This is a genomic window from Dethiosulfatibacter sp., from assembly GCF_983023055.1.
This window is the reverse complement of the sequence record NZ_CEZJXU010000289.1, coordinates 1-3,344: the sequence shown is the minus strand read 5'-3', so window position 1 is coordinate 3,344 and position 3,344 is coordinate 1. Positions and strand designations below refer to the sequence as shown.

General features: G+C 37.7%; 3 protein-coding genes. All 3 read left to right on the top strand.

All coding sequences use genetic code 11. The annotated features are described in order from the left end of the window. The first annotated feature begins 222 nt into the window (after positions 1-222). The 3 genes from AC3AX0_RS09770 to AC3AX0_RS09760 all read left to right on the top strand — a co-directional run bounded on the left by AC3AX0_RS09770 (position 223) and on the right by AC3AX0_RS09760 (position 3,127). On the top strand, positions 223-903 hold the full coding sequence (locus AC3AX0_RS09770) for a FadR/GntR family transcriptional regulator (protein ID WP_487550103.1): 681 nt from the start codon (positions 223-225) through the stop codon (positions 901-903). Between the two features lie 11 nt (positions 904-914). Beyond that, the gene (locus tag AC3AX0_RS09765) at positions 915-1,595 is read left to right on the top strand and encodes a FadR/GntR family transcriptional regulator (RefSeq protein WP_487550102.1); all 681 of its coding nucleotides are present in this window, start codon (positions 915-917) and stop codon (positions 1,593-1,595) included. 149 nt (positions 1,596-1,744) lie between these two features. Beyond that, positions 1,745-3,127 (top strand): FAD-binding oxidoreductase, encoded by a 1,383-nt coding sequence (locus AC3AX0_RS09760; protein WP_487550101.1) that lies wholly within the window; start codon positions 1,745-1,747, stop codon positions 3,125-3,127. Positions 3,128-3,344 lie beyond the last annotated feature (217 nt).

Here is a 3,344-nt window from a genome sequence, read left to right as displayed (position 1 = left end):
ATGTTGACTGAGTAGGGAACATGTGTTTCTTTCTTCTGTAAAAGTATATTTAAACTCCCCTCATCCAGATTTTATCCGGTTGAGGGGAGTTTTTTACATCTGTATTTCTTTACATTGGAAATTACTTAATCTATAATATTATTATAGGCATTTTGTACTAGCTTAGGAAAGTTGAAAATACATAATTCCTTGAAACAAAAACATTTGACGGGATGTGAAGACATGGAAAACAATAAAAAACAAGCCTACTACAAGGTAATTGATTATATAAATGAACAGGTTTTGAATGAAAAGCTGGGCAAGGGAGATAGAGTTCCTTCTGAAAGAGATATGGTTGAGCTTCTGGGAATAGGAAGAAACTCCATAAGGGAGGCTCTAAAGATACTTGATATATTGGGAGTTGTTGACAGGCGACAGGGTGAAGGAACCTTTATTAAGGACAGCTTTGACAAGTGGTTTTCAAAGCCCATGTCCGTTGCTATAATGCTTTCGGATACAAGTAAAAAAGAGATTTTTGAATTCAGGAATATGATAGAGGTTGAAATAGCATCCCTTGCGGCTGAAAGGATTACAGATGATGAAATAAAAGAGCTGACGGAGTGTTATGATAATATGATAAACACAGAGGATCAGGAAATCAGCACAGAATACGATATGAAATTTCACAGCATCCTGGCAAAGGCTTCGAAGAACATAATCATTATAAACTCCTATAATGCAATGGATTATATGCTGGACCTTTTCATATACGAAATAAGGGTGTCAGCTTTTAGCAATGAGGGAAGTGAAATTGCAGCCAGAGTCCATAAGGATCTGTACAGAGCTGTAATTGCAAGGAATCCCATATTGGCATCAAAAGCAATGAAGGAGCATATGGAAGTTATTAGAAGATACTATCACTAGAGGAGGCAGCCATGTTAAAAGGAGATTCAAACAAGACATATTTCCAGGTCATGGAATACTTGACCGACGAAATAAGAAAGAAAAACCTGAAAAAGGGTGACAATATGCCTACTGAAAGGGAACTGGCTGAATACCTGGGAGTGAGTAGGGCTGCTATCAGGGAATCATATAAAATACTAAATATAGTGGGGCTCTTAAGGAGTGTGCCAAGTCAGGGGACCTTCATTAAGGATGAATTTGATGAATGGCTGGTTGAACCCATGTCAATAATCTTCAAGCTTTCAGATACTACAATGAATGATGTTCTTGAATTCAGAAGAATGATAGAGGTTGAGGTTGCAACCCTTGCGGCTCAGAAAATTACCGACAGGGAAATAGAAATTTTAACGGAATGTTACGAGAAAATGTTCAGTGATATCAGCGAAGTTGAAAAGGCGAAATATGACAAAATGTTCCACGGAACTATTGTGAAGGCTGCAAAAAACCAGATAATTCTTAATGCCTATAATGCAATGTCACCGATGCTTCAGATTTTCACTTTAGATATAAGGTCTCAGGTAGTCAATAACGAACATGAAGGAATACTTGAAGAAATTCACAGGGATATTTATGAAGCAATAGCTGAAAGAAATGTTGAAAAGGCTAGGATTAGCATGCAGATACATATGGAAACAATAATCAAAAACTACTAATGAAGATGAATAATTATTAACGGTGTTTGTTAATATATCTACTATACCTGAAAGCATTTACAAAGGCTTTTTCAAGGTATATAATATAAATAATGGTTCTACCAAATAATATCAAATAAGAACTGGTTCTACCAAGAAATGGAGGAAGTATGGATAAGAGAATTATTGAAGCTATGGAAAAAATAGTTGGTGTTGACTGGGTTGCAAGTGATGCTGAAAAGATCAACAGTTATATAACGGATGAAACAGAGAAAGCAATAGCCCCTGTTCCATGTTTTGACTGTGTAGTGGTTAAGCCTGTTGATGCAAATGAGATTTCTGAAATACTTAAATATGCAAACAATGAAGATTGCATAGTAATTGCAAGAGGCGGCGGTACAGGGTGTACAGGTGCAGCAGTACCTATTAAGCCAAGCATTATCATGTCCCTTGAAAGGTTGAACAAAATAATTGATGTTGATGATGCAAACATGATGGTTGAATGTGAAGCTGGAGTAACTCTTTTCGATTTGGAAGATACATTCAAAAAACATGACAGCCTTTTCTTCCCAGTGCATCCAGGAGACGAGGGAGCACAGGTAGGAGGAATGGTTGTAGAAAATGCTGGCGGAGTTAGAGCTGTAAGGCATGGAGTTATGAGAAACCAGATCAAGGGTCTTGAAATAGTCCTTCCAACAGGTGAAATAATCAAAACTGGCGGAAAACTTTTGAAGGACAATACAGGATATGACTTAACTCACTTGATGATAGGCAGTGAAGGAACTCTTGGAGTTGTTACAAAGGCCATATTGAAACTTTATCCCAAGTCAAGCAATTCAGGTAGTCTTCTTGTTTCTTTTGATGACAAGGCAAAAGCGGTAGAAGTGGTTCCGAAGATATTAAGAGAAGGAATTACTCCTCTTGCAGCTGAATATATAGAACGTGATTTCATGCTGAGATCAGCAAAAGATTTAGGACTTGAATGGCCTGCCAAGAAGGGCATAGTTGATTTATATTTCATTCTTGATGAACCAAAGGAAGAGCAACTTTATGAGACAAGTGCAAGAATAGTTGAAATTTGCGATGAAAACGGAGCAGTAGACAGTCTTATTGCTGAAACAGCTAAGGAACAGAGAACCATTCTGGAAATAAGAAGCCACGGTTATCCAAGTGTTCAGCACATGGTGGTGGATATTCTCGATGTGGCCGTACCAGTAAGCAAAATAATGGACTATATGAACGGAATTGGCGAACTGGCTGAGAAATACAATGCAACAATACCTTCCTTTGGACATGCAGGTGATGGAAATATACATAACTTTATCATGACCGAAGATGGAGAAAAGCCAGAAGGATATGAAGAACTTTCAAAGGAAATCTACAAACTAGCAGTGGGTTTGGGTGGTACAATAACCGCTGAGCACGGAGTTGGAAAAGTCAGAAATGAAAGACTTGGCATACAATTTTCACCTAAGCATCTTGAGATTATGAGAGGCATAAAGAAGGTTTTTGACCCCAATAACATAATGAATCCTGGAACAGGAATAAATTAAGACAAGCCGGCTAATAAGCCGGCTTGTCTTCACTAATAACCCATGGAGGTGGATAAAAGCGTTTAGTATCTAAAGGTGGCTAAATATCTGTCCTCGTTGTTCATTTCTTCTGGTTTATATACCAGTACTTCTCCGCCGTTTTTAAGTGTGTTTATTGCTGCGATGTTTAATACATTTTCGGCTTCTACAGTAGGCTCATAGAGTTCGTAAAGAAATT